The 22,991-nt window shown below is 62.1% G+C and carries 25 protein-coding genes; 20 read left to right on the plus strand and 5 right to left on the minus strand.

Annotated features, from left to right (window positions below):
- Positions 1 to 1,587, minus strand: coding sequence for a gamma-glutamyltransferase family protein (locus ACJ8J1_RS10245; RefSeq protein WP_033641951.1), 1,587 nt, complete (start codon positions 1,585 to 1,587; stop codon positions 1 to 3).
- Positions 1,588 to 1,729: 142 nt separating this feature from the next.
- Here ACJ8J1_RS10245 and ACJ8J1_RS10250 point away from each other — a divergent pair, with 142 nt between their 5' ends.
- From ACJ8J1_RS10250 to hpxK, 7 genes are all read left to right on the plus strand, one after another.
- Entirely contained in the window at positions 1,730 to 2,569 is an 840-nt protein-coding gene (locus ACJ8J1_RS10250) for a MurR/RpiR family transcriptional regulator (RefSeq protein ID WP_033644199.1), read from the plus strand.
- A 216-nt stretch (positions 2,570 to 2,785) separates the two neighbouring features.
- A complete protein-coding gene (locus ACJ8J1_RS10255) occupies positions 2,786 to 3,577 on the plus strand; it encodes a transporter substrate-binding domain-containing protein (RefSeq protein ID WP_033641952.1) in 792 nt (263 codons plus the stop codon).
- A gap of 12 nt (positions 3,578 to 3,589) precedes the next feature.
- Complete coding sequence (locus ACJ8J1_RS10260) at positions 3,590 to 4,255, plus strand: amino acid ABC transporter permease (protein ID WP_033634112.1); 666 nt, start codon at positions 3,590 to 3,592, stop codon at positions 4,253 to 4,255.
- Entirely contained in the window at positions 4,255 to 4,911 is a 657-nt protein-coding gene (locus tag ACJ8J1_RS10265; protein WP_033641953.1) for an amino acid ABC transporter permease, read from the plus strand. The genes ACJ8J1_RS10260 and ACJ8J1_RS10265 overlap by 1 nt, the downstream gene beginning before the upstream one ends.
- Positions 4,892 to 5,635 carry an amino acid ABC transporter ATP-binding protein gene (locus tag ACJ8J1_RS10270; protein ID WP_033641954.1) on the plus strand — a complete coding sequence of 248 codons (744 nt, stop codon included), beginning with the start codon at positions 4,892 to 4,894 and terminating at the stop codon, positions 5,633 to 5,635. The genes ACJ8J1_RS10265 and ACJ8J1_RS10270 overlap by 20 nt, the downstream gene beginning before the upstream one ends.
- Before the next feature lie 46 nt (positions 5,636 to 5,681).
- Positions 5,682 to 6,926 (plus strand): pyridoxal-phosphate-dependent aminotransferase family protein, encoded by a 1,245-nt coding sequence (locus tag ACJ8J1_RS10275; protein WP_033641955.1) that lies wholly within the window; start codon positions 5,682 to 5,684, stop codon positions 6,924 to 6,926.
- Complete coding sequence (gene hpxK / locus ACJ8J1_RS10280) at positions 6,923 to 8,167, plus strand: allantoate amidohydrolase (RefSeq protein WP_033641956.1); 1,245 nt, start codon at positions 6,923 to 6,925, stop codon at positions 8,165 to 8,167. The genes ACJ8J1_RS10275 and hpxK overlap by 4 nt, the downstream gene beginning before the upstream one ends.
- Here the strand turns inward: hpxK and ACJ8J1_RS10285 are convergent, their stop codons facing one another.
- The gene (locus ACJ8J1_RS10285) at positions 8,168 to 8,941 is read right to left on the minus strand and encodes an amidohydrolase (protein ID WP_033641957.1); all 774 of its coding nucleotides are present in this window, start codon (positions 8,939 to 8,941) and stop codon (positions 8,168 to 8,170) included.
- A complete protein-coding gene (locus ACJ8J1_RS10290; protein ID WP_033641958.1) occupies positions 8,929 to 10,089 on the minus strand; it encodes a pyridoxal phosphate-dependent aminotransferase in 1,161 nt (386 codons plus the stop codon). Before ACJ8J1_RS10290 ends, ACJ8J1_RS10285 begins: the two co-directional genes overlap by 13 nt.
- A gap of 164 nt (positions 10,090 to 10,253) precedes the next feature.
- On the opposite strand from ACJ8J1_RS10290, the gene ACJ8J1_RS10295 reads away from it, so the two are divergent.
- Genes ACJ8J1_RS10295 through ACJ8J1_RS10305 form a run of 3 tightly spaced genes read left to right on the plus strand, consistent with a single transcriptional unit; the run spans position 10,254 to position 12,093 of the window.
- Positions 10,254 to 10,868, plus strand: coding sequence for a methylthioribulose 1-phosphate dehydratase (locus ACJ8J1_RS10295; RefSeq protein ID WP_033641959.1), 615 nt, complete (start codon positions 10,254 to 10,256; stop codon positions 10,866 to 10,868).
- A complete protein-coding gene (gene mtnC, locus ACJ8J1_RS10300) occupies positions 10,865 to 11,554 on the plus strand; it encodes an acireductone synthase (protein ID WP_033641960.1) in 690 nt (229 codons plus the stop codon). The genes ACJ8J1_RS10295 and mtnC overlap by 4 nt, the downstream gene beginning before the upstream one ends.
- Positions 11,551 to 12,093 carry a 1,2-dihydroxy-3-keto-5-methylthiopentene dioxygenase gene (locus tag ACJ8J1_RS10305; protein ID WP_033641961.1) on the plus strand — a complete coding sequence of 181 codons (543 nt, stop codon included), beginning with the start codon at positions 11,551 to 11,553 and terminating at the stop codon, positions 12,091 to 12,093. The genes mtnC and ACJ8J1_RS10305 overlap by 4 nt, the downstream gene beginning before the upstream one ends.
- A gap of 17 nt (positions 12,094 to 12,110) precedes the next feature.
- Here the strand turns inward: ACJ8J1_RS10305 and mtnA are convergent, their stop codons facing one another.
- Positions 12,111 to 13,139, minus strand: a complete 1,029-nt coding sequence (gene mtnA, locus ACJ8J1_RS10310) for an S-methyl-5-thioribose-1-phosphate isomerase (RefSeq protein ID WP_033641962.1) — start codon at positions 13,137 to 13,139, stop codon at positions 12,111 to 12,113.
- Between the two features lie 146 nt (positions 13,140 to 13,285).
- Between mtnA and mtnK the strand changes: the two genes are divergently transcribed.
- The 10 genes from mtnK (at position 13,286) to ACJ8J1_RS10360 (ending at position 22,492) form a co-directional block, all read left to right on the plus strand.
- Positions 13,286 to 14,485 (plus strand): S-methyl-5-thioribose kinase, encoded by a 1,200-nt coding sequence (mtnK, locus tag ACJ8J1_RS10315; RefSeq protein ID WP_033641963.1) that lies wholly within the window; start codon positions 13,286 to 13,288, stop codon positions 14,483 to 14,485.
- Between the two features lie 511 nt (positions 14,486 to 14,996).
- Positions 14,997 to 15,299 (plus strand): urease subunit gamma, encoded by a 303-nt coding sequence (locus tag ACJ8J1_RS10320; RefSeq protein WP_025160087.1) that lies wholly within the window; start codon positions 14,997 to 14,999, stop codon positions 15,297 to 15,299.
- A gap of 55 nt (positions 15,300 to 15,354) precedes the next feature.
- Positions 15,355 to 15,801 carry an urease subunit beta gene (locus ACJ8J1_RS10325; protein ID WP_033641965.1) on the plus strand — a complete coding sequence of 149 codons (447 nt, stop codon included), beginning with the start codon at positions 15,355 to 15,357 and terminating at the stop codon, positions 15,799 to 15,801.
- Between the two features lie 3 nt (positions 15,802 to 15,804).
- On the plus strand, positions 15,805 to 17,520 hold the full coding sequence (locus tag ACJ8J1_RS10330) for an urease subunit alpha (RefSeq protein WP_033641966.1): 1,716 nt from the start codon (positions 15,805 to 15,807) through the stop codon (positions 17,518 to 17,520).
- Between the two features lie 12 nt (positions 17,521 to 17,532).
- The gene (gene ureE / locus ACJ8J1_RS10335; protein WP_033641967.1) at positions 17,533 to 18,129 is read left to right on the plus strand and encodes an urease accessory protein UreE; all 597 of its coding nucleotides are present in this window, start codon (positions 17,533 to 17,535) and stop codon (positions 18,127 to 18,129) included.
- Positions 18,126 to 18,812: an urease accessory protein UreF gene (locus ACJ8J1_RS10340; RefSeq protein WP_033641968.1), complete on the plus strand. Its 687-nt coding sequence runs from the start codon at positions 18,126 to 18,128 to the stop codon at positions 18,810 to 18,812. The genes ureE and ACJ8J1_RS10340 overlap by 4 nt, the downstream gene beginning before the upstream one ends.
- 19 nt (positions 18,813 to 18,831) lie before the next feature.
- On the plus strand, positions 18,832 to 19,467 hold the full coding sequence (ureG, locus tag ACJ8J1_RS10345; protein WP_033641969.1) for an urease accessory protein UreG: 636 nt from the start codon (positions 18,832 to 18,834) through the stop codon (positions 19,465 to 19,467).
- Entirely contained in the window at positions 19,464 to 20,411 is a 948-nt protein-coding gene (locus ACJ8J1_RS10350; RefSeq protein WP_033641970.1) for an urease accessory protein UreD, read from the plus strand. The genes ureG and ACJ8J1_RS10350 overlap by 4 nt, the downstream gene beginning before the upstream one ends.
- Before the next feature lie 19 nt (positions 20,412 to 20,430).
- On the plus strand, positions 20,431 to 21,408 hold the full coding sequence (yut, locus tag ACJ8J1_RS10355) for an urea transporter (protein WP_033641971.1): 978 nt from the start codon (positions 20,431 to 20,433) through the stop codon (positions 21,406 to 21,408).
- A gap of 40 nt (positions 21,409 to 21,448) precedes the next feature.
- Complete coding sequence (locus ACJ8J1_RS10360; RefSeq protein ID WP_046688284.1) at positions 21,449 to 22,492, plus strand: HoxN/HupN/NixA family nickel/cobalt transporter; 1,044 nt, start codon at positions 21,449 to 21,451, stop codon at positions 22,490 to 22,492.
- Positions 22,493 to 22,565: 73 nt separating this feature from the next.
- On the opposite strand, the gene ACJ8J1_RS10365 is transcribed toward ACJ8J1_RS10360, so the two are convergent.
- Positions 22,566 to 22,718, minus strand: a complete 153-nt coding sequence (locus ACJ8J1_RS10365; RefSeq protein ID WP_004930217.1) for a Hok/Gef family protein — start codon at positions 22,716 to 22,718, stop codon at positions 22,566 to 22,568.
- Positions 22,719 to 22,991 lie beyond the last annotated feature (273 nt).

Raw genomic sequence — 22,991 nt, forward strand, 5'->3', positions numbered from 1 at the left:
TCAGAAGCCGGCGGCGCTGCCGTTGCTTCGCGGATCGAAAGCGCCTTCGAACATGCCGTTGGTGTGGCGTACGATGGCGCCGGCATGGCCGACCGTTTCGCTGAACGCTGGCAGCAGTTCAACGGCGTGGCCGCGCTGTCGCAGATAGTCGAGGGTCGCCGCGTTAAAGCGCCCCTCAAGCTTCAACGAGTCCGAACTTTCGCCCCAGGTTCGCCCCAGCAGCCAGCGCGGCGCGCTGATCGCCTGCTGCAGCGGCAGCCCTTGCACCACGTGCCGCACGAACAACGCCGCTTGAGTCTGTGGCTGGCCGTCACCGCCCATCGAGCCGTAGATCAGCGTGCGTCCGTCATACAGCCGGGCGGCGGCCGGGTTCAGCGTATGGAACGGCTGCTTGCCCGGCGCCAGCGCCAGCAGATGATCGGCGTCCAGGCTGAAAGAGGCGCCGCGGTTTTGCCACAGGACGCCGCTGTTCGGCAGTACCATGCCGCTGCCGAATTCGTGGTAGATGCTCTGAATGAAGGAGACCGCCAGCCCGCTGCTGTCCATCACCCCCATCCAGACCGTATCGCCGGGTCCTTTGCCCTGGCCCCAGTCGGCCGCTTTTTGGCCGTCGATGCGCCCGGCCAGCCTATCCAAATGGTCGGCCGCCAGCAGCGCCTGCGGATCCTGCGTCATGTGGCGCGGATCGGTGATGAAACGGTCGCGCAGATCGAACGCCAGCTTGGTGGCCTCGACCACGGCGTGCACCACGGCGCCTTCGCTCTGTCCGACCAGCGGCAGACGGTCGGTTAGCCCGAGGATGGCAAGCGACACCAGCCCTTGGGTCGGGGGAGCCAGATTGAATATTTCACCTTTTTGGTGTTCCAGGCGCAGCGGAGGACGGCGGCATGGCCGATAACTCGCCAGATCATGAGCGGTGAGCGGCATGCCCAACATCGCCATGTCCGCCGCCATGCTTTCAGCCAGCGGCCCGCGATAAAAACTGTCGAGCCCGTCCTCACTCAGTGCGATCAGCGTATCGGCCAGCTGCGGTTGGCAGAATCGTTGGCCGGCAAGCGGGATCTTTCCCTGCGGCAGGTAAATGCGGGCGAAGGGGGCGAACTCCTCCAGCTCGTGGCGTTTGCTGCGCGTCGCCGCCTCTTGGGAGGCGGTGACCGGAATGCCGTCGGCGGCGTAGCGTATGGCGTCGGCGAGCAACCGCGACAGCGGCAGCGGCGTTTCGCCCAGTTCGGCCGAATAGGCCAACGCCTCCTGCCAGCCGCCGACGGTGCCGGCCACGGTCAACGCCGCTTTTGGGCCGCGCTGCGGGATGCGGCTTTCTCCGGCGTACAGCGCCGGCGTCGCCAGCGAGCCGGCGGCGCCGCTGGCGTCGATGGTCAGCGGCTCGCCCTGCGGCGGCACGATCAGCCAGAAACCGTCACCGCCGATGCCGTTCATGTGCGGATAGACCACGGCGATGGTCGCGGCGGCGGCCACCATCGCCTCAATGGCGTTGCCGCCTTCGCGCAGCACCGCCAGCGCGCTTTCGCTGGCGAGATGGTGTGGCGTGACCGCCATGCCCTGTGGCGCGGTATTGCTGTTAATCATGTTTCTGCCCTTGTCTGAGGTGAGCGTTTGGGTAACAGAAGCAAGAGGCGTTCCACTTTTAATCAGGACGATTAATTGCTTGTCAGAGAGGGGCCGGGGCGTGCTATGTTCCGGTGAAACAAAAGTTACAGCGAGAGTGATGATGCAGCCCTTCGATGAACGCCTGCGCAACGAATATCCGCAATTGGCGCCGCAGGAACAGCGCGTCGCCGACTTTATCCTCGATCATTTCGATGACCTGATCAGTTACAACAGCGCCGAGCTGGCGCGCTTGAGCGGGGTTTCTAAAGCCACGGTCAGCAGGCTGTTCAAGCGGTTGGGGTATCGCAGCTACAAGGACATGCGCGCTGAGCTGCGCACCCTGCGCCAGAGCGGCATGCCGGTGACCGACGAGAGGCATGCGGTGCAGGGCAATACGCTGCTGGCGCGGCATTACAAGCAGGAAATGGCTAACCTCTCGCACTGGGTGAGCCATCTCGATGTGGAGCAATTCGGCGCGGTGATCGCCGCGTTGGCGCGGGCACGGCGGGTCGCGCTGCTGGGGTTTCGCAACAGCTATCCGATAGCCATGCATCTGCGTCAGCAGCTGATGCAGGTGCGGGAGCGGGTGCTGCTGATGCCGCAGCCCGGCCAGACGCTGGCGGAGGAGCTGGTGGATCTCGCGCCGCAGGATATGGCGGTGGTGGTGGCGTTTCGGCGCCGGCCGCGTCAGCTCAAGGCGATACTGACGCAGCTGCAAACTCGCCGGGTGCCGACGCTGTTGATCTGCGAACCGCAGGCGCAGTCGCTGATCCCGCTGGCGGACTGGCATTTGGCCGCTTCGCTGGACAGCGTCTCCGCCTTCGACAGCTATTCAGCCGCCATGAGCTTATGTAACCTGCTCAGTAACGCCCTGCTGCATGAGATGTTGGAGCAGGGGCGATCGCGTATTCATCATATTGCCGGTCTGTATCAGGATTTGGACGAACTGGAACCGCGCTAACCGGCGCTTTTTTGGTGCTGATGCACATTTTTGGTGCGTATTTGGCCTGCCTGCTTTCCCTTTCTCCGTCGCCGGCCCGCTGAGGCCGGCAGGTTTTTTCTCGTTAATCATCGCCAGTTAAGGCATGGGTTCGACGTATTTTCGATTGGCACATTAGTTGCAAAGCTTGTGGTGTAAGAATCTTTTGTTTCATCTTTTCACCATCGGGGATACGCTATGAACATCAAAAAAACGCTGTGGACGGTTTTCACTGGGATCGCCTTGCTGGCGCAGGCCGCGCCGACCATGGCGGATCAATTGCAAGAGATCCGGCAGCGCGGCGTCCTGCGCGTGGCGGTGCCGCAGGATTTCCCGCCATTCGGCTCGGTGGGCACCGATCTGCAGCCCCAGGGTTATGACATAGATATGGCGCGTTATCTGGCCGATAAGATGAAACTTAAGTTGCAGTTGGTGCCGGTCACCAGCGCCAACCGGGTGCCTTATCTGCAGACCAATAAAGTGGATCTGGTGATCTCCAGCCTGGGCAAAAATCCGGAGCGTGAAAAGACCATCGCTTTCAGCCGCGCCTATGCGCCGTTCTTCCTGGGGGTCTTTGGTCCTAAAGACGGCGCGTTGGCGGACATGGCGCAGCTCGATGGCAAGACCGTCGGCGTCACGCGCGGTGCGGTGGAGGATATGGTTCTGAGCGACGGCGCGCCTAAAGGGGCGCAGATCAAGCGTTATGAGGATAACAACACGACGCTGTCGGCCTATCTCTCCGGGCAGGTGCAGTACATCGCCACCGGTAACATGGTGGTGAGTGCCCTGGCGCGCCAGAATCCGGGCAAGGCGCCGGCCGCCAAGTTCATGTTGAAAGATTCGCCGTGCTTTGTGGGGTTGCGCCAGGGAGAACCGGCCTTGAAAGCGGCGGTGGATGCGCTGATTGGACAGGCGCTGGCGGACAAGACGCTGAATGGCCTGTCGGAGAAATGGTTGAAGGCGCCGCTGCCCGATGGTTTTGGCGCATAACGGGAGCGGCGGATGACCTATCAGCTGAATTTCTCCGCGCTCTGGCCCTACATGCCTGAGCTGTTGGCGGGGTTACTGACGACGATGGCGCTGACGGCGCTGGCGACGTTGATGGGGGTTGCGTTGGGCATTTGCGGCGCGGCGATCCGCAGTGGCCGGGCCGGCGCGCTGAGCCGCCTCTGGGGCGTTTACGTCGAAGTGGTGCGCAACACGCCGTTCGTCGTGCAGTTGTTCTTCATCGTGTTCGGCCTGCCGAGCCTGGGCTGGAAACTGACGGCCGGGCAGGCGGCGCTGCTGGCGATGGTGATCAACCTTGGCGCCTACAGCACCGAAATTATTCGTGCCGGCATTCAGGTCACGCCGAAGGGGCAGTGGGAAGCGGGGCGCGTGTTGGGGCTCAGCCGCAGCCAGACCTTTTTACGCATCGTACTGCCGCCGTCGCTGCAGCGTATTTATCCGGCGTTGGTGAGCCAGTGCATCATCGTGATGCTGGGATCCTCGGTGGTGTCGCAGGTCTCATTCGAAGAGCTGACCTTCGCCGCCAACCTGATCCAGTCGCGCACCTTCCTCAGCTTTGAAGTCTATCTGGTGACGGCGCTGCTTTATCTGTTGTTGTCGCTGTTGATGCGTCAACTGTTACTGGCCGCCGGGCGGCGTTTTTTAGGGAGCCGGAACTGATGCTGACGTTTACCGATTGGGACATCGTGCGCAATCTGCTGTTGGCGGCTCGCTGGACGCTGCTGCTGTCGTTGACGGCGTTCTTCGGCGGCACGCTGGTGGCGCTGCCGCTGGTGTTGATGCGCCTGAGCAAGCGCCGCTGGGCAATGCGTTTTGTCCGCGTTTACGCTGAACTGTTTCAGGGCACGCCGCTGCTGATGCAGCTGTTTTTGGCGTTTTTCGGTCTGGCGCTGTTCGGCGTCGACGTCAGCCCATGGACCGCGGCCGCGCTGGCGCTGACGCTATTCACCAGCGCTTTTCTGGTGGATATCTGGTCCGGCAGCATCGCCGCCTTGCCGAAAGGTCAGTGGGAGGCAGCCCGTTGTCTCGGGCTGAGTTTCACGCAGACGCTGATGCGCGTCATCACGCCGCAGGCGGTGCGTATCGCCATTGCGCCGACCGTCGGTTTCTCGGTTCAGGTGATCAAGGGCACCGCCTTGGCGTCGATCATTGGCTTCGTCGAGCTGACCAAGGCCGGCACCATGCTGAACAATGTGACTTATCAGCCCTTCAAGGTGTTTGGTCTGGTCGCGTTGGGCTATTTCCTGATGTGCTATCCCTTGTCGCGTTACAGCCATTATCTGGAGAAGAAATGCCATGCCGATCATCACCATTAATCAGGTTCAAAAATATTACGGTCAGAATCATGTGTTGAAGGGCGTGGATCTGGATATCGACATGGGGCAGGTGGTGTCGATCATCGGCCGCAGCGGGTCTGGTAAAAGCACGCTATTGCGCTGCATCAACGGGCTGGAAGGGTATCAGGAAGGGAGCATCAAACTGGGCGGCATGACCATCACCGATCGCGATTCGCAGGCGCGTGAAATCAGCCGCTCGATTGGCATGGTGTTTCAGAACTTCAACCTGTTCCCGCATATGACGGCGCTGGAAAACGTGATGCTGGCGCCGCGCCGGGTGCTGAAAAAAAGCGCTGCCGAGTGCCGCGAGTTGGCCGAACAGATGCTGAACAAGGTGGGATTGGGTGAGCGCATGCATTACGCGCCGGCCAACCTTTCCGGCGGGCAACAGCAGCGGGTGGCGATCGCCCGGGCGCTGGCGATGAAACCGAAGGTGTTGCTGTGCGATGAGATCACCTCGGCGCTGGATCCCGAGCTGGTGGGTGAAGTCCTGAAGGTGCTGGAACAGTTGGCGCGAGAGGGCATGACGCTGATTCTGGTCACTCATGAAATGAGCTTCGCCCGCGAGGTGGGCGACCGGGTGGTATTTATGCACCAGGGCAAGGTGTGGGAGCAGGGAAATAGCCGCACGCTGTTCGCCAATCCGCAAACGCAGGAATTGAAACAGTTTATCGCTTCTGTGCGCGGGTTGTCAGAAGCCTGATTTCGGCAAATAAAATGACAAGTTATTAAGCTGGTAAGGAAATAACATGCTAACTACTCCGCAGTTCGAACAGATTAACCCGCCGGCGCGCCTGTTGATGGGGCCGGGGCCGATCAACGCCGATCCGCGCGTGCTGCGCGCCATGTCGAGCCAACTGATCGGCCAGTACGATCCGGCAATGACCGGTTACATGAATCAGGTCATGGCGCTGTATCGCGCGCTGTTCCGCACCGAAAACCGCTGGACGATGCTGGTGGACGGCACCTCGCGCGCCGGCATCGAGGCGCTGCTGGTTTCTGCCATTCGTCCGGGCGATAAGGTGCTGGTGCCGGTATTCGGCCGCTTCGGACATCTGCTGTGCGAAATTGCCCGCCGTTGTCGCGCCGAGGTACACACGATAGACGCGCCGTGGGGCGAGGTGTTCAGCGCCGATCGCATCGAAGACGCGATTAAGCGGGTGCGCCCGCGCCTGCTGCTGACGGTGCAGGGCGATACGTCCACCACCATGCTGCAGCCGCTGCATGAGCTGGGCGATATCTGCCGCCGCCACGGCGTGCTGTTCTATACCGATGCGACGGCGTCCTTTGGCGGGAACCCGCTGGAGACCGACGCCTGGGGGCTGGATGCGGTCTCCGCCGGGCTGCAGAAGTGCCTGGGCGGCCCTTCCGGCAGTTCGCCGGTCACCCTCAGCCCGCAGTTTGAAGAGATCGTGCGCCGTCGCAAATGCGTGGAGGAGGGGATCCGCACCGCCGAACATGCCGACGGCGACGACGAGATGATCTACTCCAACTATTTCGACCTCGGCATGATCATGGATTATTGGGGGCCGGAACGCCTGAATCACCATACCGAAGCCACCAGCATGTTGTTCGCGGCGCGAGAATGCGCGCGGGTGATCCTCGAGGAAGGGCTGGATCAGGCCATTGCCCGCCACCGGCTGCACGGCGCGGCGATGCTGGCGGGCATCCAAGGCATGGGGCTGGCGGTGTTCGGCGATCTCGAGCACCGCATGAATAACGTGCTCGGCGTGATGATCCCGCCGCAGGTGCACGGCGAGCAGGTGCGGCAGATGATGCTGAACGATTTCGCTATCGAAATCGGCACCTCGTTCGGCCCGCTGCAGGGCAAGATCTGGCGCATCGGCACCATGGGCTACAACGCGCGCAAAGATTGCGTGCTGCAAACGCTGGCGGCGCTGGAGGCGGTGTTGAACCGGTTGGGCTTCGCCACGCAACAGGGGGAGGCCCTCCAGGCGGCCTGGAACCTGTACGATGCAGGACGGCCAGAATGACGCCGCAGGAGGCGCAGCAGGCCGCCGCGCGGGTGATGGCGCGCTGTGACGAGCTGGCGGCGATCAGCGCGGAGCCCGGTAAACTGACGCGTCTTTATCTGTCTGCGGAACATCGGCGCGCCAACGTTCTGGTGGGCGAATGGATGCGCGAGAGCGGCATGCGGGTGTGGCAAGACAGCGTCGGCAATATCTGTGGCCGTTATGAAGGGCTAACGCCCGGCGCCCCCGCGCTGCTGCTCGGTTCGCATCTGGACACGGTGCGCAACGCCGGGCGCTATGACGGCATGCTCGGCGTGCTCACGGCGCTGGAAACGGTGGCGCAATACCACCGCCAGGGGCGCCGTTTGCCGCTGGCGCTGGAGGTGATCGGCTTTGCCGACGAAGAAGGCGCTCGCTTCGGCGTGACGTTGCTGGGCAGCCGCGGCTTGACCGGCCAATGGCCTCAGGAATGGCTGGCGCAGACTGATGCGGACGGGGTGAGCATCGCGCAGGCCATGCGCGACTTTGGGCTGGAGCCGACGGCGATCGCGCAGGCGCGCCGCGCGCCGCAGGAAATCCGCGCTTATCTGGAATTGCATATCGAACAGGGCCCATGTCTGGAGGCGGCCGACCTGGCGCTGGGGGTGGTGACGGCGATCAACGGCGCGCGTCGGCTTAACTGCGTCTTTAGCGGGGAGGCGGGCCATGCCGGTACGGTGCCGATGGGGCAGCGCAAAGACGCGCTGGCGGCCGCGGCGGAATGGATAACGGCGGTTGAAACGTTGACCCTCGCCGCCGATCCGCATCTGGTGGCCACCGTCGGCTGCATCGAGAGCCTGCCGGGCGCGGCCAACGTGATCCCGGGCGAAGTGCGATTGACGCTCGACGTGCGCGGCCCGCAGGATGCGCCGCTGGCGGCGCTGTTGGCGACGTTGCTGGCGCAGGCGCAGACGATCTGCGCACGCCGCGGAGCGCGCTTCGCCAGCGAGGAGTTTTACCGCATTGACGCCACCGCCTGCGATGGCGATCTGCAGCGCCGCTGGCAGGCGGCCGTCGAGCAGGTACAGGGGCAGAGTCTGGCGCTGCCGAGCGGCGCCGGTCATGACGCCATCGCCGTGGCGGCGCAATGGCCGGTCGGCATGCTGTTCGTGCGTTGCGCCGGCGGCGTCAGCCACCATCCGGCTGAAGCGGTGCGGCAGGCGGACGTAGCGCTGGCGACCCAGGCCTATTGCCTGGCGATCGCCGGCTGGGATCGCGTTTAATCAGTCAAGACGCAGAAAGCTGTCGGCATCGCGCCAGGCCGGGAAGGCGCTGCGGTAACTCTGCAGGGTTTCCAGCGACAGCTCGGCGTCCAGCCGCGCGGCTGCGCCGGGCTCGGCATCCGCCAGGATCTCGCCCTGCGGGCTGATGATCAGGCTGTCTCCGCTGTAGTTCAGGCCGTTCGGATCGTCGCCCACCCGGTTGCAGCCCGCCACATACACCTGATTTTCAATCGCCCGCGCCGCCAGCAGCGTTTGCCAATGGCGGCTGCGCGGCGCCGGCCAGTTGGCGACGTACAGCGCCAGATCGTAATCCTGCTGATAGCGCGCCCAGACCGGGAAACGCAGGTCGTAGCAGATCTGCGGCAGAATGCGCCAGCCGCGCCACTCGACGATTTCGCGCCGGTTGCCGGCCTGATAGTGCAGGTGTTCGCCGGCCATGCGGAACAGATGGCGTTTATCATAGGCATGCACCTGGCCGCCCGGCTCCACCAGCAGGAAGCGATTGACCGCGCCTTCGGCGGTTTTCAGCGCCACGCTGCCGCCGATCAACGCGTGGCTTTTCACCGCCCAGCCGTGCAGCCAGTCGATCACCTGCTGTTCGGGCAGGGCGCTCTCGCCGGCATCCATGGCAAAACCGGTGGTGAACATTTCCGGCAAGACGATGAGATCGCGCCCGACGATCGGCGCCAGCAACGCGTCGAAGGCGGCCAGGTTAGCGAGGCCGTCGCGCCAGACCAGAGGTTGCTGCAACAGGGTAATTTTTAAAGTCGACATAACCGCTCCGCAGCTGCATCCAGCGTGGCGTCCTGTTTAGCGAAGCACAGCCGGATCAATTTATGGGGGAAAGGATCGGCACAGAAGACCGACAGCGGAATGGCCGCCACGCCCACGTGCTCGGTTAACCAATGGCAGAACGCCACATCGTCCAGATCGGAGATGGCGCTGTAGTCCGCCAGCAAGAAGTATGTACCGGCGCAGGGTAAAATTTCCAGTCGGCTGCTCGCCAGCGCTTGCACGAAGCGGTCGCGCTTGGCGCGGTAGAATGCCGGCAACTGTCGCCAGTGCTCCGGCTCGGCGCGCAGGCTATCCGCCAGCGCCAGCTGCGCCGGGGTGTTGACCGAGAAGGTCAGGTATTGATGCACCTTGCGCACCTCGGCGCTCAGCGCGGCGGGCGCCACGCAGTAACCCACTTTCCAGCCGGTCATGTGGAAGGTTTTACCGAAGGAGGACACCGCGATCGCCCGTTGGCGCAATTGTGGGTGGGCCAACACGCTGGCGTGCCCGCCTTTGGCGAAGCAGATGTGTTCGTAGACCTCGTCGCTGAGCACGTAGATCTCGCGCTCGGCGATGGCGTGCCACAGCTGCTGCATGTCTTCCGCCTGCCAGGCGGTGGCGGACGGGTTGTGCGGCGTATTGACGATCACCAGACGGGTGCGCGGCGACAGCGCGGCGGCGAACCGTTGCCAATCCACGGCAAATGCGGGCGGCTGCAGGGCGAGGCGTTTGAGTACGCCGCCGGCCAGCGTCACCGCCGGCGCGTAGCTGTCGTAGCTCGGATCGAAACAGACCACCTCATCGCCGGGGCGCACCAGCGCGGTGATGGCGGCGAACAGCGCTTCGGTGGCACCGGCGGTGACGGTCACTTCGCTGCCGGCATCCGGCTGCCAGCCATACAGCTCGGCGGTTTTGTCGGCGATGGCTTCGCGCAGCGCCGCCACGCCGGTCATTGGCGCATATTGGTTGGCGCCCTGGGCGACGTGCCAGGCCAGGCGTGCTTTCAGGTAGTCCGGCCCGTCAAAATCAGGGAAGCCCTGCGACAGGTTGATCGCCTGATGCTGCTGCGCCAGCGCGCTCATCTGGGTGAAGATGGTGGTGCCCAGGGCAGGCAGTTTACTGTCGGGAATCAATGCGGAAGTGCTCATAGCAGGTGAATACTCCAGGCGCTTATATTGCCGTCAATATAACACGATGCTAGTATTTGGCAATCAAGACGCTTAGATGGCTAAATGCGAAAAAGTGCTTAGCCTGTCGCGCAGCCGGCTAAGCCTCACCTGCTGACCGCTATACCGAACGGGAAACGATAACAATGACGGAGAATCCGCAACTTACCGCATTACTGGCGGCCTGCCACTGGATTGGCGACAAAGGCTGGTGTCCGGCGACCGGCGGCAACATGTCGCTGCGCCTCGACGAACGCCAGTGCCTGGTCACCGAGTCCGGCAAAGACAAAGGGAGTCTGAGCGCCGCCGATTTTCTGCGGGTGGATATCGCTGACAATCACGTGCCGAGCGGCCGTACGCCGTCGGCGGAAACCGGGCTGCATACGCTGCTCTATCGCTTGTACCCGCACTTTGGCGCGGTGTTGCATACCCATTCCGTCAACGCCACCGTGTTGTCGCGGGTGGAACGCGGCGATGCGTTGGTGCTGCAGGGGTACGAAATGCAAAAGTCGCTCGCCGGTCAGCGCAGCCACCTGGACAGCGTGGCGATCCCCATTTTCGATAACGATCAGGACATTCCCCGGCTGGCGTCGCGCGTCGCGGCCTATGCCGAGGTCACGCCGCTGCAGTACGGTTTTCTGGTGCGCGGCCACGGTCTCTATTGCTGGGGAAGTCAGGTGGCGGAAGCCCGCCGCCATCTCGAAGGGCTGGAATTCCTGTTCCAGTGTGAACTGCAACGTCGCTTGCTGGAGGCGAAATGATCCGCGCTATCGTGACCGATATTGAAGGCACCACCAGCGATATTCGCTTCGTGCATCAGGTGCTGTTTCCCTATGCCCGCGAGCGGCTGGCGGATTTTGTACGCCGTCACGCCACGGAGAGCGAAGTCGCCGCGCCGTTGGCGGCGCTGCGCGCTGAAATTGACCAGCCGCAGGCGGATCTCGATACGCTGATCGCCGCGCTGTATCGCTTTATGGATGAAGATCGCAAATCCACCGCGCTCAAGGCGCTGCAGGGCATCATCTGGCGCAGCGGCTATCGCGAGGGCGACTTCCGCGGACATCTTTATCCGGAGGTCGCCGGGCAGTTGGCCGCCTGGCAGCGCCAGGGGCTGAAGCTTTACGTTTATTCCTCCGGTTCGGTGGAGGCGCAGAAGCTGCTGTTCGGCCACAGCGACGCCGGCGATCTGCAGCCGCTGTTCAGCGGCTATTTCGACACCCGCGTCGGCGCCAAGCGTGAAACCGCGTCGTACCGCAACATCGCGCAGGCTATCGGCATCGCGCCCGACGAACTGCTGTTCCTGTCCGATATTCACCAGGAGCTGGACGCCGCACAGGCCGCCGGCTGGCATACCTGCCAGCTGATCCGCGATGAGGCGGACGCACAGAGCCGGCATCCGCAGGTCAGCCGTTTTGATCACATCGATTTAGGGGAGTTTGTCTCATGAGTGGATTGACCATTTTCAGTGATACAGCACCGCAGCAGCCGCTGTGGCAGAGCCGCGACGCGCAGGAAATCCAGCGCCAGCTGGCGCAGATCGGCGTGCGCTTTGAGCGTTGGCAGGCGGATCGCGAGTTGGGCGACAACCCGCAGCCGGAGGCGGTGATCGCCGCCTACCAGCATGAGATCGACCGGCTGGTGGCGGAAAAGGGCTACCAGAGTTGGGACGTGATCAGCATGCGGCCGGACCACGAGCAGCGTCAGGCGCTGCGCGAAAAATTCCTGTCCGAACACACGCACGGCGAGGATGAAGTGCGCTTTTTCGTTGAAGGGGCGGGGCTGTTTTGCCTGCATCTGGACGGCAAGATCTTCCAGATCCTGTGCGAGAAGAACGATCTGATCTCGGTGCCGGCCAACACCCGCCACTGGTTCGATATGGGCTCGGCGCCGCACTTTACCGCGATCCGGGTATTTGACAACCCAGAAGGCTGGGTGGCGCATTTCACCGGCGACACGATCGCCGATGCCTATCCGCGCCTGGACTGATCGTCAACCGGCGGGCGTTAACCCAGCGCCCGCTGGAAAATCCCCGCTTCAACCTGCTGCGGCGTGATCACGCCGCTGTCGAACACCCACCCGCTGATAAGCTTGGCCGGCGTGACGTCGAACGCCGGATTGCAGACCGGCGCATCGGCCGGCGCCCACTGGCAGGCGCCGAAGCTGCCTGAAACGCCGGTGACTTCGGCCGCCGCGCGTTGCTCGATCGGGATGGCGGCGCCGTCCGGACAGTGCGGATCGTGGGTGGTATGCGGGGCAGCCACGTAGAATGGAATGCCATGGTAGTGCGCCAGCACCGCCAGGCTGTAGGTGCCAATCTTGTTGGCGACGTCGCCGTTGGCGGCGATGCGATCCGCGCCGACCCACACCGCATCGACCTGGCCCTGCGCCATCAGGCTGGCGGCCATCGAATCGCAGATCAGGCGATAGGGAATGCCCAGCTCGCCCAGTTCCCAGGCGGTCAGACGGCCGCCCTGCAGCAACGGCCGGGTTTCATCAACCCATACCTGTTGCACTTTGCCCTGCTGGTGGGCGCGCAGCAGCACGCCGATGGCGGTGCCGACGCCGGCGGTGGCCAACCCGCCGGTATTGCAGTGGGTCAGCAGGCGGCTGCCTGGCTTGACCAGCCCAGCGCCGTGATCGGCGATGCGATCGCACAGCCGGCGATCTTCCTCCACCAGCCGCAGCGCTTCGTTCACCATCGCCGGCGCCCAGTCCGGCTCCGCCAGCGCCAGCTTCATGCGATCCAGATTGTTCATCAGGTTAACCGCCGTCGGGCGGGCGGCGCGCAGCGTGTGCAGCGCCTGTTCCAGCTCGGCGCGCGGCACACCGCGTTCCGCCAGCAGCGCCAACAGCAGGCTGGCGGACAGCCCGATCAGCGGCGCGCCGCGCACCCGCAGGCTGTGAATGTGCCCGACCAACTCCTCCACGCTGTCGCAGGTGCGCCACCGCTTTTCCTGCGGCAGGGCTTGCTGATCGAGGATCCAAAGGCGGTTGTCCCGCAGGGTCAAACTGGTGGTGTTAAGCGCTTGCATCGGCGGTTAATTCCTTGTTGCGAGGTTATTGCATCTGAAACGCTATTCTGCCAACATGACTTCCAGATGTATAGACGTCCAAATGCTTTTACGTCTAAATAAACAGAATCGCTGGGGGCAGCGAGAGAGAACAGAGGGGTTGGGGAATGTCGCTTTATCGTACGTTTACGGCTGCCGATGCCGTTGAATACGCCCGCCAATACGGGCAGGTGGCCGATCCGCAGGCGCTGGTCAGCGCCGACGAGATCGGCGACGGCAACCTGAACCTGGTGTTCAAGATCCGCGATCGCGAAGGCGTGAGCCGGGTGATCGTCAAACAGGCCTTGCCGTACGTGCGCTGCGTGGGCGAATCCTGGCCGCTGACGCTGGATCGGGCGCGCATCGAAGCGGAAACGCTGTTGATCCACGGCGGTTTCTGCCCGCGACATACGGTAAAAGTCCTGCACCACGATCCCGAGTTGGCGGTGATGGTGCAAGAAGATCTCTCCGATCATCGCATCTGGCGCAGCGAACTGGTGCAGGGGAACTATCATCCGCTGGCGGCCGGTCAGCTGGCGGAATACCTGGCGCAGACGCTGTTCCACACCTCCGATTTTTATCAGTCGGCGCAGCAGAAAAAAGCGGAAGTCAGCCGCTTCACCAACCCCGAGCTGTGCCAGATCACCGAAGATCTGTTCTTTACCGATCCCTATATCGACCATGAGCGCAATCAGTTCGAGGCGGCGCTGTTGCCGCAGGTGCAGGCGTTGCGCGAGGATGCACCGTTGAAGCTGGCGGTCGCCGGCCTGAAACACCGCTTTCTCAGCAAGGCGGAGGCGTTGTTGCACGGGGATATCCACAGCGGTTCAATTTTCGTGGCGGAAGGGCGATTGAAAGCGATCGACGCTGAATTCGGTTTCTACGGCCCGATCGGTTTCGATGTCGGCACTGCGTTAGGCAATCTGCTGCTCAACTATTGCGGCCAGCCTGGGCTGTTCGGGCCGCGCGACGCCGCCGCCGGGCGCGAGCAGCGTCTGCAGGATGTGCGCGAGCTGTGGCTGATCTTTGCCGATCGTTTCCTGGCGCTGTGCCATCAGCAAAGCCGTGATGCGGCGCTGGCGACGCCGGGTTACGCCGAGCAGTTCCTGCAGCAGGTCTGGATTGATGCGGTAGGGTACTGCGGCGCCGAGCTGATTCGGCGCACTATCGGCCTGGCGCACGTCGCCGATCTGGACAGCATCGCCGACGCCGACATGCGCCTCGACTGTCAGCGTCATGCGCTGGGTTTGGGGCGCACGCTGATCGTCAATGCGCCGCAGATCGAGCATATCGACGCGCTGTTGGCGCGCATTCGTCAGCAAGGCTGAAGAGCCCGACAGTAATGAGGCAAACCCGGCTGCGGCCGGGTTTTTTTTTAATAACTTATTGGCATCAGTAACAGAATAGATAAATTGTTTTTAACTAAAAAGGTATTTTCACTCGCGTCTTATTTGTAAATTTAATTATATTTTCTGACCGTTGGTTACATGTCTTTAATATTAATGCCATCCATAAGGACAGTGCTTATTTATCTGGATTTCATGACGGTAATTAAAATAAAAAAACGCCATCCGTTCTTTTTTTGATCGTTTTATTGTGGGAGTGGGAAGATGAAAAAAGACTTTTTATCGATAAAAACTATCACGTCGCCGTTACTTTTTTAGGAAATGGGACAGCTCATGCTTGGGTTTGAATAAAGCAGCGGGTTGATTATCTCAATATTACCCCCTAGATTATTCGAGTGTCGGACAATCGTAAATAAATAACGCAAGGTTATTAACTATAAGTAACCTTTGGCCTCACTTTGTCTGATTATTTCTATCGAGATCGGAGTGCTCCATGCAATTAACGCCAAGAGAAATCGAAAAGCTGATGGTCTATACCTTGGCTGACGTCGCATTAAAACGAAAATCCAGAGGGATAAAGCTTAATTATCCCGAGGCGGTGGCCATTATTACCACCGCGGCGCTGGAGGGCGCCCGCGAGGGAAAAACGCTGGAAGAAGTCATGAACGACACGCGGCAGGTTTTGAGCCGCGATGACGTCATGGACGGCGTGGCGGACTTGATCCCGCATGTGCAGGTCGAGGCGATATTCAGCGACGGCAGCCGCCTGGTGACGGTGCACGATCCTATTCAATAAGCGCCGATGGCCTTCCTGAATCCCATGGACGAATCTTATCAGCACAGGTATTCCGATGAAAAAGCATGACAAAGAAAAGCACGTGCCGCCAGGCGGCTATATCCTGTCCGAAAGTCCCATCACCTTCAATGAAGATCGCGAGACGGTTATTTTAACGGTGCGCAATACCGGCGACAGGCCTATTCAGGTCGGCTCACACTTTCATTTCTTCGAAGCCAACAAAGCGCTGCAGTTCGATCGCGCCGCCGCCTTTGGTAAACGGTTAAATATCACCGCCACGACGGCGATCCGCTTTGAACCCGGCGATGAAATCGAGGTGGCGCTTATTGCCATCGGCGGCAAGCAAACGGTTTATGGTTTTAATAATCTGGTGGACGGTTGGGCGGGCGACAGCCCGGTAGCCGCCGGTGAAAGAGTAAAGAAAACTATAGATGTAAAGCGAGCTATTGAGCTGGGTTATAAAAACCGCGACCAGGCGCCCATCAAGACGGACGAGGAATAAAGCATGCCAACGATCTCCAGGCAGGAATATGCCGGGCTGTTCGGCCCGACCACCGGCGATAAAATTCGCTTGGGCGATACGCAACTGTTTATTGAAATAGAAAAAGATCTGCGCGGTTACGGTGAGGAATCGGTCTACGGCGGCGGTAAGTCGCTGCGCGACGGCATGGGCGCCGATAACCGATTAACCAGCGACAATGTGTTGGATCTGGTCATTACCAATGTGACCATTCTGGACGCCCGGCAAGGGGTGATCAAGGCGGACGTCGGCATTAAAAACGGCCTGATCGCCGGCATTGGCAAAAGCGGCAACCCGGCGATGATGAACGGCGTCACGCCCGGCATGGTGGTGGGCGTCAGCACCGACGCCATCTCGGGCGAACACCTGATCCTGACCGCCGCCGGCATCGATACGCACATTCATTTCATTTCGCCGCAGCAGGCCGCACATGCGCTCTCCAACGGCGTGACGACCTTCTTCGGCGGCGGCGTCGGGCCGACCGACGGTTCCAACGGCACCACGGTGACCGCCGGGCCCTGGCATATCCACCGCATGCTGCGCGCCTTTGAGAGCATGCCGGTCAACGTGGGGATGCTCGGCAAGGGGCACGCTTCGCACGCTGCGCCGCTGGTCGAACAGATCGCCGCCGGCGTGGCCGGGCTGAAGGTGCATGAGGACTGGGGCGCCACCAACTCCGCGCTGCGCCACGCGCTGCGGGTGGCCGACGACATGGATATTCAGGTGGCGGTGCATACCGACAGCCTGAACGAGGGCGGCTACGTCGAGGACACCATCGACGCCTTCGAAGGGCGCACTATCCACACCTTCCACACCGAAGGCGCCGGCGGCGGGCACTCGCCGGATATCATCAAGGTCGCCGCGCAGATGAACGTCTTGCCGAGCTCCACCAACCCCACGCTGCCGTTCGGCATCAACAGTCAGGCCGAACTGTTCGACATGATCATGGTGTGCCACAACCTCAACCCCAATGTGCCGGCCGACGTGGCGTTTTCTGAAAGCCGGGTGCGGCCGGAAACCATCGCCGCGGAAAACGTGCTGCACGACATGGGCGTGCTGTCGATGTTTTCCAGCGACTCCCAGGCGATGGGGCGGGTTGGCGAAAACTGGCTGCGGGTGATGCAGACGGCACACGCGATGAAAGCCGCGCGCGGCAAGCTGCCGGAAGATGCGGCGGAACACGATAACTTCCGCGTGCTGCGCTACGTGGCGAAGATCACCATCAACCCGGCGATCGCGCAGGGCATCAGCCACGTGCTGGGTTCGGTCGAGGTCGGCAAGATGGCCGATCTGGTGCTGTGGGAGCCGCGCTTCTTCGGTGCCAAGCCGAAGCTGGTGATCAAGGGTGGGATGATTAACTGGGCGGTGATGGGCGATCCCAACGCGTCGTTGCCGACGCCGCAGCCCACGTTCTACCGACCGATGTTCGGCGCCATGGGCAAATCGCTGCAGGAAACCTGCGTCACCTTCGTCTCCGGCGCGGCGTTGCACGACGGCATCAAAGAGAAACTGGGGCTGGAGCGGCAGGTGATGGCAGTGCATAACTGCCGCGCGATCTCCAAGCAGGACATGGTGCGCAATGCGGAAACGCCGCACATCGAGGTGGACCCCGAAACCTTCGCCGTCAAGGTCAACGGCGAACACGCCACGGTGAAACCGATCGCCACCGCCGTGCTTAATCAACGCTACTTCTTCAGCTAGGAACCGCCGCTCATGATCGTGATTGAAAAGATACTCGGCAATATCAAACGGGATGCCGACTGGCGTGAGCGCTTGCAACACGCCTCGTTGGACGTGTTGGCGCTTTCGCAGTGGGAGGCGCAGAAAAGCCGCTGCCGCAAAACCACCCGCGATGGTCAGGATCTCGGCATTTCCCTCGATCGTCACCAGGTGCTGGCCGACGGCGATGTGCTGCTTTGGGACGAAGCGAACCGCAGCGCGGTGGTGGTGCAGATGAACCTGCGCGACGTGATGGTAATCCATCTTGAGTCGCTGCTGGCGACCGATATGGCGACGGTGCTGAAGACCGCGTTCGAACTGGGGCATGCCCTGGGCAATCAGCACTGGAAATCGGTCATCAAAGGGAATCGCATCTTTATTCCGCTGACGGTGGCGACCAAGGTGATGGATTCGGTGATGAAAACCCACGGCTTTCATGCGCTGCCTTATTCGTTCGTGAAGGGTGAAAGCATTTTGCCGCATCTGACCCAGCCGGAAGCGCGCCTGCTGTTCGGCGGCGCGGAGGACTCCGCCACCCATGTGCATGTTGACAGCCCATTCCTCGGTCAGCATGTGATCACGCTGAAATGAACGCCGTTCAGCTGATTCGCATCCTGCAGTTTGCCGATTCGGTGCTGCCGGTGGGGGCGTTTGCCTTTTCCAATGGCGTCGAGTCGGCGATCCAGGCCGGCATCGTGCGCGATGTCGACACGCTGCAGTCGTTCACCCGCACCGCTTTGCAACAGGCGGCGGGCGGCGACGGCCGGGCGGTCGCGGCGGCCTGCCGGGCGCTGCAGGGGGGCGATCGCGAGGCGGTTATCGGGCACGACTGGGCGCTGTTCAACCGCAAGCTGAATGAAGAAGGCCGCAGCATGGTGGTGAGGATGGGAAAGAAGCTGGCGGAAATGACGGCGGCCATCTGTGATGAGCCCCAGGTGGTCTGGTGGCTTGAGCAGATCAAAACCGGCCGCGCCGCCGGCACCTATCCGGTGACGCAGGCGGTAGTGATGACGGCGCTGGGCGCGGGGCCGCGCGAGGTGGCGGTGATGCATCAGTACGGCGTGGCGATGACCATTCTCAGCGCCGCCATGCGCCTGATGCGCGTCACCCATATCGACACCCAACGCATCCTGTTTCAACTCAACCGGGACATCGACGTTTTTTGTGACGAAGCCGAACGCGGCGGCGTTGAACAAATGGCCTCTTACGCGCCGGTGACCGACGTCCTGGCCGCGCTGCACGTCGGCGCATTTACCCGACTGTTCAGCAACTAATGACAAAGGAACGAGCAGAGTGAAGAAAATTACCCGCATTGGCATCGGCGGCCCGGTAGGCTCGGGCAAGACCGCGATTATCGAAGTCATTACGCCGCGTCTGATCGAACGGGGCATCAGCCCGTTAATCATCACCAACGACATCGTCACTACCGAAGACGCCAAACAGGTCAAGCGCACGCTCAAGGGGATCCTCGACGAGGAGAAAATTCTGGGCGTGGAAACCGGCGCCTGCCCGCATACCGCGGTGCGCGAGGATCCGAGCATGAATATCGCCGCGGTGGAGGAGATGGAGGCCCGTTTCCCGGACAGCGACGTGGTGATGATCGAGAGCGGCGGCGATAACCTGACGTTGACCTTCAGCCCGGCGCTGGCGGACTTTTACATCTACGTTATCGACGTCGCCGAAGGGGAAAAGATCCCGCGCAAAAACGGCCCGGGCCTGGTGCAGGCCGACATCCTGGTGATCAACAAAATCGATTTGGCGCCGTACGTCGGCGCCAGCCTGGCGGTGATGGAGCACGATACGCGCGTGGTGCGCGGCGAGCGGCCTTATATCCTCACCAACTGCAAAACCGGCGAAGGCATCGACGAACTGGTGGATATGATCATGCGTGATTTCCTGTTCACCCACGCGCCGTCGGCGGCGGTATGACGGCCGTCAGCGAAGCGGCGAGGCGCGTGGCGCAACTCGGCGCCGACGCGCCGGAGTTGGCCGCCTACCAGGACGAACCGCCGCAGATGGCCAGCGGCGGCGTGGGCAAAACCGGCTATCTGCGGCTGGGGTTCGCGCTGAACGGGCATCGCAGCGTGCTGCGGCAAATGGAGCGGCGCGTGCCATTTCTGGTGCAGCGGGCGCTGTATTGGGACGAGGCGCTGCCGCAGATGCCGTGCGTATTCGTCATCTCCACCTCGGGCTGCATCTTGCAGGGCGATCGCCTGACGCTCGAGGTGCAGGTCGCCCCCCGGGCCTGCGGGCATGTCACCACTCAATCGGCGACCAAGATCCACGCCATGGAAAATAACTACGCGGCGCAGATGCAGACGCTGACGCTCGAAGAGGGCAGCTATCTGGAGATGATGCCCGATCCGGTGATCCCTCACTGCGGCTCGCGCTTCATTACCGATACCCGCATTACGCTGCACCCCACGGCGACGCTGCTCTATGGCGAGATCCTGATGTCGGGACGCAAACACCATCAGGCGGATCGCGGTTTCAGATTCGACGTTTACTCTTCGCGCATCAGCGCCTGTCGCCCCGAGGGCAACACGCTGTTTGTCGAGCGCTATGTGCTGGAACCGCATAAACACCCGCTGAACGGGGTCGGCGTAATGGGGCCGTTCGATGTGTTCGGCAATGTGATCCTGCTGACGCCGCCCGAGCATCATCAGCGGCTCCTCGATCGCATCGCGCCCCGCTATGACGAGGCTGAGGGGATCGCCAGCGGCGTCAGCCGGTTGCCCAATGAGTGCGGGCTGATCTTTAAGGCTTTGGGCAAAGAGGCGCGCCAGGTGAAGGCGGCGATTCGCGCTTTCTGGCGCGTCGCCCGGGAGGAAATCCTGGGCGTGACGCTGCCCGAGCCTTTTATCTGGCGCTAGTCTGCAGCGGGAAGCGGTCATGACGACAAAGTGGAGTTGGGCGGCGTTGTGCGCCCGCAGCCGAATAGCGGCGGTGACGGATGCGGTGCTGCGCGGCTGTTCGCAGGTGATGTTTCAAAATAACCCTTTGACCGGATTATTGTTTTTCATCGCCATTTTCGTGGGCGCCTGGGAAGAGGGGCTGCCGCAGGTGGCCTTCGGCTGCCTGCTGGGTACGGCGGCGGCGACGCTCAGCGCGGCGTGGTTGGTGGACGATCGCACAGCGTTGCGCACCGGTCTCTATGGCTACAACGGCTGCCTGGTCGGCGCCGCGCTGCCGACCTTTTTGCTGCCCTCAGTCTGGCTGTGGATCGGCGTGATCTTCAGCAGTGCGATCTCGGTGATCGTCACCGTCGGCCTCAATCGGCTGCTGCGTACCTGGAAGATCGCGGCGCTGACCGCGCCTTTCGTGCTGACCACCTGGACGGTGCTGCTGGCCAGCTACCCGTTCAGCCATCTGCGGCATGTGCGGTTGCCGCCGGCGGCCATCCCGGCCGACGGCGCGGTGTTCAACCCGCATCCCGACCTGGCGGAGGTGTTGAGCGGTGCGTTGCACGGCGTCTCCCAGGTCTTTTTGTGCAGCAGCGTGAGCGGCGGCGTGCTGCTGTTGCTCGGGCTGGCGGTTTCGTCGCCGCGCGCGATGGCGCTGGGTTTTTTCGGCGCCTTGCTGGCGGTGATCACCGCGCTGGCGATCGGCGCCGATCCGCAGGCGGTCTTCGCCGGGCTATATGCTTTCAGCGCGGTGCTGACGGCGGTGGCGCTGGGTTCCGTCTTCAACCCGCCCGGCCGGCGGGTGCTTATCTATACGCTGCTCGGCGTGATTTTCACGGTGCTGGTGCAGGGGGCTTTCAATACTTTGCTGGCTCCGCTGGGGATGCCGTCGCTGACCATGCCGTTCGTGATCGCGTCCTGGCTGTTTTTGAGCGCCAATCCGGCGGTGATCGCGGCGCGGCGCTAATCCATTGATTTCAACATAACGAGAATACGGGAGTGTGGGTATGGCGGTAATTTCCGAAGGATTGCATGGCGCGGCCCGGCGGCGGGCGGTATCCCTGCTGCTGGGGCTGGTGGCGGTCAACGTCGTTGTCTGGCTGCTGGCGCTGGCGGTGTTCAAAGACAATGCGGCGCTGATGGGTACCGCCTTGCTGGCCTACAGTTTTGGTCTGCGTCATGCGGTGGATGCCGATCACATCGCCGCGATCGACAACGTGACCCGCAAGCTGATGCAACAGGGCAAAACGCCGGTGGCGGTCGGCACCTTCTTCTCGCTCGGCCACTCGACCATCGTGGTGCTGGCCTCGGCCGCCATTGCCGCCACGGCGATGATGTTCAGCCGACAGATGGGCTGGTTTCACGAAACCGGCGGTTTGATCGGCACGCTGGTGTCCGCGCTGTTTCTGCTGACGGTGGCCTTTATCAACCTGCTGGTGCTGATCTCCGTGTGGCGCGCTTTCCGGCAGGTGAAGGCGGGCGAGCTGCCTGCGCATCAATCGCTGGATCTGTTGATGAGCGGCGGCGGTGCGCTGGCGCGCTGCTTCCGCCCGCTGTTCAGGCTGGTGAATCAGAGCTGGCACATGTACCTGGTGGGCTTCTTGTTTGGCCTGGGCTTCGACACCGCCACCGAGGTCGGGTTGTTGGGGATTTCGGCTGCCGGTGCCGGCCACGGCATGAACCTGTGGAGCATCATGCTGTTCCCGGCGCTGTTCGCCGCCGGCATGGCGCTGATCGACTCCATCGACAACTTCGTGATGATTGGCGCTTACGGCTGGGCGTTCTCCAAACCGATCCGCAAACTGTACTACAACATGACCATCACGGCGGCGTCGGTGATCATCGCGGTGTTTATCGGCGGCATCGAAGCGCTCGGACTTATCGCCGACAAGCTGGCGCTGTCCGGCCCGCTGTGGGACGCCGTGGCGCGGCTCAACGATCATCTGGGGGAGATGGGTTATTGGGTGATCGCCGTGTTCATTTTCTGCTGGCTGGTGTCGGTGGTGAATTACCGCCTGCGCGGCTATGACAAGCTGACGGTCAGCGGCTGAAAAGGCGGGTGCTCGTGGATCCTGCCTGACACCATCCGCCAACGGGCGGGGTGAACCCCGCCGTTGGGTTGCCTTACCGTTCGGATTCGTAAGCCAAAGTGGCCGCAACCTCCGAGTCTCCCAACCTGATGCGCAGTTCGCACAGCGAACCGCGGGTTAGCCAGATGAACGCGATCAGCGTCATACAGACGATCACCAGCTTAAGCACGACCCGTTTTTGCTGCATTTTTGACCTCCCTATCCTTGCCTTGCGGCGGGTAAGAGGCTAACCTGATGTTGCTAGGCATCAGAGTGGCCTCGGGTTGATAATATCGACTCGGGGCCTTTCTCTTTCTCTCCTTTGCCAAGGCTCCGGACAGAAAGATCCAGAGCACCCGCTGCGTAGTCTACCCGAACTTCCTTCCCGTGAAATCCGCCGTTGCGCCAACCTGCGGCGCGGTGCGCAGTTCGTGATGCAAGAAAAGAAAAAGGGGCGATGATGATCGCCCCTTGGATGCGT

This window comes from Serratia sp. CY37869, assembly GCF_052168895.1.
GTDB lineage: Bacteria > Pseudomonadota > Gammaproteobacteria > Enterobacterales > Enterobacteriaceae > Serratia > Serratia ureilytica.